Source organism: Psychroflexus sediminis, from assembly GCF_900099815.1.
GTDB classification, from domain to species: Bacteria; Bacteroidota; Bacteroidia; order Flavobacteriales; family Flavobacteriaceae; genus Psychroflexus; species Psychroflexus sediminis.
The window spans coordinates 1-6567 of record NZ_FNCW01000026.1 but is presented as its reverse complement, the minus strand read 5'-3'; the positions used below and the strand labels follow the sequence as shown (position 1 = coordinate 6567).

Here is a 6567-nt window from a genome sequence, read left to right as displayed (position 1 = left end):
CCATATAGCCAACTCGTGACTTTGGAGACCTCCCTCGGTAAGATAAATACCCTTTAAACTATAACTGCTGAATCTACTATTTTGGTTATCCGAAAATACGGTCTTGGACTTTGCAGTGATGTGCCTACTCATCCAACCTCATAGCCTCTGTATTCAGTTCCTGTTCGTCAGCACAGTTTACGCAGTCTGGCTTACTTCAATGTATGGGTCACCCCAAACCACCTTGCCACTTGCTTTACTTTGGAACGTTACTTCCATGTATTCGGGACTTACACCCTATGGGCGTTCATGTAAAAGAACTATATTTACCATTCAAGGCACACACATCTAGTATAGCCAATAGCTTCTATCTGCTAAACCGAAAGTTTTGGTATATTTAGAAACATAAAAGATAAACTGAAAATTAAGCTAGTACTTACACGCTACTGGCCATACTAGAGAACCGTTACCACACATTTGACAAAAAACAATGTACAGACATTCAGATCATTCAAAAATTTTCAGGTCAGGCAGAATTGATGAAAAATTTCGTTCGATTTTCCAACGACTTACTCAAACAATCGAAACTGAAACCGAAGATTATATTTTGAATGTAAATCCAACTGAATACTTGGAGCATTTGACAAATTCAAATCAAATGGAAATTCCAATAATTCACTATGAAGACGTTTATGCTGACAGCTATGAAGATGACATTCCAATTGAATATTTTTCAGCCATATACGATAGATTTGGAGTGGATAAAGTTAAAAAGGAAATAATTCAATTTTTTATTCCAGTCAGCGGAAACGTTAATTTACTAAATTATAGTCCAGCTTCAAGGTTCTCTATCGGCGGTGGTGGAGATTTTAAGGTCAACAGCGATACAATTTCAACTGAATTTATAAATTTCGATAGCGATGGGCCCGAAATGAAAAAACGCTTTGATAGAGAAGTAAGAGGTATTAAAAGTAATTATGACAGCTTGGTATCTGATATTGAAAAATTTAATAATTCCCTTAAATCAAACTTGAATAGTGTTTTTAGTAAACGTAAAAGCGCACTACTAAATAAAAATAATTTAATGTCTTCTTTAGGGGTTCCTCTCAAAAGAAAAAAATCTTCAACAAATACCTTTTCTGTTCCTAAACCACAATTAAAGGAAAAGATAAAAATTAACAAGCCTATAGTAACGGAAAAAGGATTTAAACCAGAACCAACTTTGGATGAAGATAGCTATCGGCATATTTTAAAACTTATAAATGACGTTGGCAGAAATTTTGAGAGAATGCCAAGTGTTTACAAAGGAAAAGGCGAAGAGGATTTACGAGACCATATTCTTATGACCTTAGACCCAAATTTTGAACTTGGAAGTGCAAGCGGAGAAACATTCAACAAATCAGGAAAAACTGATATTCAATTGCGATACGATAGTTCTGTTATCTTCATAGCTGAGTGTAAATTTTGGAGTGGAGAAAAAGGTTATTTAAAAACAATTTCACAACTATTGAATTACTTAACCTGGAGAGATACAAAAGCGTCTGTAATAATGTTTGCCAGACAACAAGATTTCAGTTCAATTTTAGATAAAGTTTCGACTAGTACAAAAAATCATGAGAATTATTTAAGCTATGAAAATAATACCGATGAAAATTGGTTTAACTATCGCTTTCACATAAACGGAGATGAAAATAGAGAATTGAAATTAGCTATACAGCTATACCATTTACCAAAATAAAAACGTGTGGTAACACCAGCTATAAGTAATGCGGGAAGTTTGGGCAAAATCGAAGGTTTAGGCGTGTTTTCTCGTTCGCAATTTATATATTTATAGGATGAAAATTATAAACAGAAAATTGCTCACTTGGGTCGGTGCTGAATTAAAAAGTTTTGGTGTTTTTGCCCCGCACTACTCATAGCCCAAACGTTGTACACCATTTAAGAAAAAATGAAAATACTCACAATAATTGCACTTTTTTTATTTATTGATTCTGGAATTATAGAGAATGATTGCGTTGACAATGTGAAAATCGGAATGGATATTTCTGAATTCTTAGAAAGTAAAAGTGAAATTTATAAAGTCAAAAAGGAAACAATTAATCTTGAAGGAGATGACTACCCTATATTTAATGTTTATGAAAACTCTGAATTAATTTATGCGGTTGAACCGGACGAAACTGAAAAAAAAGTTTGGAGGATATGGCTTTATGGAAAAGACTTTAAAACTGATATAGGAATTGGAGTTGGAAATACTCTTGGAGATTTAAAAGAAAAATATAAGATAGAGGAAATAATTACTGGAGAAGGAAATGTTGCTGTTATTGTAAAAGAAATAAAAGTCAGTTTCCTTCTAAATTCTTCTAAAATTCCTAGAGATTGGTGGAACGAAATGAAAATGGATGAATTGAAAAACGATTTATCGATAGAATTAATAATAATATAAAAACGGTGTACAACACCGGCTATAATTCATTGCGGTTGAATTCCTTGGCGGAATTCAAGGCTATTTTACTATCTTTCGGCTACGTCGGAAAGAATCCTGCGGATTTTTCCGCAACGAAATCATAGCCAGAAACGTTACCTGTAATGCGAAAAAATAACGAACAAAAAAGAACAATATTCAAATTTTAATTAGAAATAATGGGGTGGGTTTTCAAGAAATGAAAATGGGAATATAATTAGTAATTAAGCTAATGTAATGAATATTTACGATTACTATTTTTATAGATTATATAAATCAATTAATAAGTCGAACAAAACAGTCCCCGAATGGGCAACTTGTTTTGCGATATCAGTTTTATTTTTTTTTTAACTTTTTCACCTTAGCATCTGTTTTTAATATTAATCTAAAATCAATTGATGAAAATATTTTAATCGTAATTCCATGGTTAATATTTATTTTTAATATTATATATTTTTTAATAAATAAAAGATACTTTAATATTATAACTCATTATAATAAGAGTAAATTTAGAAGTAATACACTACATGACATTTTAATTATAATTTATATATGTGTTTCAATTTTTATATTTCTCAATATTCTTGGGACAGAAATTATTTATTCATCAATATTAATTGGGACAATTATTATGATAGTATTTTATTTAAATCTTTCTAGTAATAATTAAAATAATATATTTAATACTGGCCTTTTTCTTTTAAATCAGTTTAATACAAGAGAATTCTGAGCTAATAAATGTTTATCTCAAATCAAGTATATGCTTATGAAACGATCATAGCATTCCGAATCGCATATCTAATTTGCGATCAAACACATTGTAACTTGAATCCTAGTTTAGTAGGTATATCAAAATGAAGATTCAGTTTATTATTGGTAGAACAATAGCAGTTGCGATAGTTATTTCACTTTTAAGCAATATAATTGAAAATGAAACTGTGTTAGATATTGTTCATGTTTTCGTTACAATTGAAATTGCAATAGCATTATATAATTTTGCCGTAAAAAATTTACAAGAAATAAAATAAAAATATTTTTTTAAGATTGGAATCTGTATTTTACAAACAGATCTGAATAAACAAATAGCCGAAAAGTAAATCACTACAGGTAACACTGCATATCGCTCATTGCGGAGTTTGTGGCTGAAATAGAAGGTTTGTGATTTTCTGCAAGTAAAATCCATAATTGAAAAATAATTGCTAATTTTCCCGCAACGAAGCGTTATGCGAGACCGTTATGCACAAGTTGAGAAAAACAAATGAAAGCGGAAATTGAGAAATATAAAGTGAAAGGAAAAGTTTATACTTGGACTTATAAAGACAACCAACGAAATTATCCTGGTTGGAACTTTACGGTTGACTCAAACGCGAGCGAAAGTCTTTTTGAATTATTGAATCTTATGGATGCTTGTGAGTGGTCAACTAAAAAAACTCTACCAACTACATCACCAACTCAAAATCAACTAAACGTACCGAATAACCAAAACGGAACCGCTCAATGGAAATCTAAACCAAATCTAACTCTGAATTACAAAACAAACGAATCGGAAAATCATTGGCGAATTAACGAACTCAACAACGGAATTGAAATACAGTTCGGAAAAACAAAACTGACTGAATTACAAAACGCAATAAATGGAATTCCAAAAGGAAATGGGGATTTTGCCATTTGTGACCAAAACGAGGAGAACATTTTGTACTTCTGGTGGAGTCTAGATGGATAAAAACCTGTGCATAACAACGGCTACAAGCTATGGCTTCAACCGGCTCACTCGGAAAATCCTCACGGATTTTCCTCAGGTCTGGGTTTTGTTTGCTACATTAGTTGCTCAACTCACGCCACAGCTCATAGCCGTGAAACGTTACCTACTATTATGAAAAAAATCACACTCTTGTCATTACTTATAATATTTATATCAAGTTGTAATTCAGAGAATCATACTGAAAAGATCGAAAGACTTAATATAAAAGTGAAGGAGCTTAATCAAAAATTAGACAAAAAAGTAGATTTGATTACTAATTTAAGAACTCAAACTAAAAAGTTACAAAATCAAAACTTAGAGCTAGAAAATGAAATTGATAAATATCAACAATCATCTGATTATTATCTTTTTATAGAAAACTCAGATAGAGAAATAAATGTAACCGACGTACTCAAATCTGGTGAGAAGAAAATAATTGATCAAAAAGTATTTAATGACACCTTAGATATATCTGACAATTTTTTTGTCTATGAGCATACATCAGAAATAATACAGACTTCTGACTCGGAATTTGGAGCAATTCTTGACAATTTTAATGAAGAAGAGTCTAAATATGGGAATGATTTTTTTGTGAGAGTAATGACATTTTACAATGGTAAAACTTTACCTCTCGAAGTCGAAAATTCAAATACTGATATTCATATTTTAATTCAACCTATAGCATTAGGTTATGAAAATAAAACGTTTGTAATTTCCGATTTTCATCGTGTTAAAATAATATCACTTGAAAAAAATGAGAATGGTGTTGAACTGACTTTTGAGCACGGAGAATATCCACGAAAAATAGAATCGATTATAATTAAACCTGAATTAGTTAAATTTAAAAAAGAATAACAGTAGGTAACACTGCATATCGCTCATTGCGGAGTTTGTGAATGAAATCAGGGTTTTGGGATTTTCCTGAAATAAAATCATAAATTGAAAAATAATTGCTAATTTTTCCGCAACGAAGCGTTATGCGGAAACGTTGTGTGCAATTAAAGTTTTAGAAACCGATACAAAATGAACATTTTTAGAATAGAACACATCTTTTTTTTATTTGTTGCCATATTTTTTGTCAATTGCAATCCTAAAACTAACAAAAAAGCTGAAAGAAGATTAACCGATCAATCGATTGAAAAAAACCAAAAAATTGATTATAGTAACTATAAGGATTTAATTGAGGGAATATGGGCTGAAAATGATTCGGTAAATGCAACATTTTGGTTAAAAAATGATTCCGTATACAATGTTGAACATCAAGATGAACCAGTTCATTATTATTTACTAAATGACACATTAAATATCGTATATTCTGAATCATTTACTGTTAAATGGGTTATTGTCAGATTAGATAAGGATAGTCTGTATATGACAAATGATGTTATAGAAGATACGGCAAAACTATATAGGCGTTAGACAAAAAACTTCAACAGCACACAACATAGGCTATAATTCATTGCGGTTGAATTCCTTGGCGGAATTCAACGCTATTTTACTATCTTTCGGCTACGGCGGAAAGAATCCTGCGGATTTTTCCGCAACGAAATCATAGCCAAGACCGTTGTACAACATTTGAAAAAAGAATTTTAAATTGAAAAAAAGATATCTACTTATAATTTCGATTTTACTAATTATTCTTTCATTTTGGTTAGGAATGAAATTTGAAAATAATTTATCAAAATGGAATGAAATCGCAGAACCAGTATATGAAAAGAAAGAAATTAATTTCCCTAATGAAAATGCTACTCTCTATGTGAAAAGCAAAAATTGGGGAATAACTGGAAATCATAAAAACACTGTGATTTCAACAAATCCTGTTTTGGAATTTCAAGCCGACTCACTATCTGAATATGTTTTTCAAGGATTTAGCGAAATAATATATAAAACTGATAATGACACTTTGACAATTTACTCACATTATGAACCTACAATTCCTTCAAAATTTGATTCTAAAATAAAAGTTGAATTCATTAAGATTCGTAATAATACTGAATGGAATGAATTAAAGGGAAAAATTGAAAGTAATTATCAAATATTCGAGTAATAACGTTGTACAATCGAGTAGACGGCTCCGCCAGTAACTGACGGAGTGCGCCTCTCACACCACCGTACGTACGGGTCTCGTATACGGCGGTTCGTATTATCAGAACTTCACTTTGTGGTAGTAGTATAGCATTTGCTCATAACCTCTGAGTTGCAAGCGTTTTACAGTTATTGTCGTTTTCAAGATTGGACTTTGAGCTACTGCCCATCCTCCCATTCTTGTTCGACTCCAAGCATAGGCTTGACCTTGCTCGATTCCCAACCTTATGAGGTTCTTGCGTTTTCGCTCCGGCTTCTTCCAGTCAGCCCAAATACAATACCGTAACCGATTTCGTAGCCA

The 6567-nt window shown here is 31.6% G+C and carries 6 protein-coding genes; all 6 read left to right on the top strand.

Translation table 11 applies throughout. The features are described 5' to 3' along the window. Window positions 1–469: 469 nt before the first annotated feature. Window positions 470–1717: a hypothetical protein gene (locus BLP81_RS13420; protein ID WP_093370517.1), complete on the top strand. Its 1248-nt coding sequence runs from the start codon at window positions 470–472 to the stop codon at window positions 1715–1717. A 210-nt stretch (window positions 1718–1927) separates the two neighbouring features. Next, complete coding sequence (locus BLP81_RS13415) at window positions 1928–2422, top strand: hypothetical protein (RefSeq protein WP_093370512.1); 495 nt, start codon at window positions 1928–1930, stop codon at window positions 2420–2422. A gap of 1276 nt (window positions 2423–3698) precedes the next feature. Further along, window positions 3699–4163 carry a hypothetical protein gene (locus BLP81_RS13410; protein WP_093370507.1) on the top strand — a complete coding sequence of 155 codons (465 nt, stop codon included), beginning with the start codon at window positions 3699–3701 and terminating at the stop codon, window positions 4161–4163. Between the two features lie 150 nt (window positions 4164–4313). Next, entirely contained in the window at window positions 4314–5036 is a 723-nt protein-coding gene (locus BLP81_RS13405; protein ID WP_143002847.1) for a hypothetical protein, read from the top strand. 168 nt (window positions 5037–5204) lie between these two features. Then, complete coding sequence (locus BLP81_RS13400) at window positions 5205–5600, top strand: hypothetical protein (RefSeq protein WP_093370500.1); 396 nt, start codon at window positions 5205–5207, stop codon at window positions 5598–5600. Between the two features lie 238 nt (window positions 5601–5838). Next, the gene (locus BLP81_RS13395) at window positions 5839–6228 is read left to right on the top strand and encodes a hypothetical protein (RefSeq protein WP_093370496.1); all 390 of its coding nucleotides are present in this window, start codon (window positions 5839–5841) and stop codon (window positions 6226–6228) included. The last annotated feature ends 339 nt before the right edge of the window (window positions 6229–6567 follow it).

Coding starts and splice junctions, on each gene's coding strand:
- BLP81_RS13420 (WP_093370517.1), top strand. CDS start 470: ATGTACAGACATTCAGATCATTCAAAAATTTTCAGGTCAGGCAGAATT.
- BLP81_RS13415 (WP_093370512.1), top strand. CDS start 1,928: ATGAAAATACTCACAATAATTGCACTTTTTTTATTTATTGATTCTGGA.
- BLP81_RS13410 (WP_093370507.1), top strand. CDS start 3,699: ATGAAAGCGGAAATTGAGAAATATAAAGTGAAAGGAAAAGTTTATACT.
- BLP81_RS13405 (WP_143002847.1), top strand. CDS start 4,314: ATGAAAAAAATCACACTCTTGTCATTACTTATAATATTTATATCAAGT.
- BLP81_RS13400 (WP_093370500.1), top strand. CDS start 5,205: ATGAACATTTTTAGAATAGAACACATCTTTTTTTTATTTGTTGCCATA.
- BLP81_RS13395 (WP_093370496.1), top strand. CDS start 5,839: ATGAAATTTGAAAATAATTTATCAAAATGGAATGAAATCGCAGAACCA.